This is a genomic window from Streptomyces sp. 8P21H-1 (genome assembly GCF_013302945.1).
This window is the reverse complement of the sequence record NZ_JABTYA010000261.1, coordinates 348-1,446: the sequence shown is the minus strand read 5'-3', so window position 1 is coordinate 1,446 and position 1,099 is coordinate 348. Positions and strand designations below refer to the sequence as shown.

Below are 1,099 nucleotides of genomic sequence, written 5' to 3'. Positions count from 1 at the left end.
GTGTGCGCCGTGCTCGCGCAGGGCCCGGGCGCAGGCGGCGACGGCCGGGTCCCCGGCGGCGGCTCCGGGCACCGCGAGCCACCAGGTTCCCGTGAGGCCCTCACCGCCCCGCTGCGGCAGGGCCTTGAAGGTGACGCGGTGGCGCCAGGAGTCCAGCGTGGACCGGTCCCGGCTGCCGTGCAGCCAGTCGCGGAGCACGGGCGCCACGGTGCCCACGGCCGCGCGCACGTCGTCGTCCTCGACGCGCAGGCGGTCGGCGAGGGCGTCCTGGTCCGGTCCGGCCACGGCGTCCCAGAAGTCCTGGTCGACGGAGCCGGTGCCGGAGCCGATGCCGATGCCGATGCCGTTCCCGTCCGCGTCCGCGTCCGCGTCCCGGGACGGTGGTGTCAGCCAGTAGTGGCGGCGCTGGAAGGCGTACGTGGGAAGTTCGCAGGGGCGGGCGCCGGTGCCGTCGAAGACCGCCTCCCAGTCCACCGGACGGCCGAGGACGTGCAGTTCCGCCAGGGAGGTGAGCACGCGGGCCCGGCCGCCCTCGCCGCGGTGCAGGGTGCCCACGACACCGCCGGTGCCGCCGGCCGTCTCCAGGGCCTCCCGGAGCCATACGGTGAGCGCCGGGTGGGCGCTGTTCTCGACGAACAGGCGGTACCCGTCGGCGAGGAGGGCGTCCACGGCCCGGCGGAAGACGACGGGCTCGCGCAGGTTCCGGTACCAGTACGCGGCGTCGAGCCGGGAGGTGTCGAGCAGTGAGCCGGTGACGGTCGAGTAGAAGGGCACGCGGGACGGGCGCGGGGTGATCCCGGCGAGGAGGGTGCCCAGTTCGTGGCGGATCTCCTCGACCTGCGGCGAGTGCCCGGCGAAGTCGACGCCGGGGAGGGGCCAGCACAGCACGCCGTCGTCGGCGAGCGCGCCGTGCAGCTCGTCCAGGGCGGCCGGGTCGCCCGAGACGGTCACCGTCGTGGGGCCGTTGACGGCGGCGACGTCCAGCCGGTCCGCCCAGGGTGCCAGCCGGTCCCGGACACGCTCCAGGGGCAGCGGGACGTACAGCATGGCGCCGCGGCCGGTCAGTGCCAGCAGTGTCCTGCTGCGCAGGGCCACCACT

1 protein-coding gene is annotated in these 1,099 nt (G+C 75.8%); it reads right to left on the bottom strand.

What is annotated here, in order from left to right; genetic code table 11:
* Window positions 1-1,099 (bottom strand): acyltransferase domain-containing protein (locus tag HO151_RS05290; RefSeq protein ID WP_173894941.1); only part of this gene is annotated, 1,099 nt, incomplete at both ends.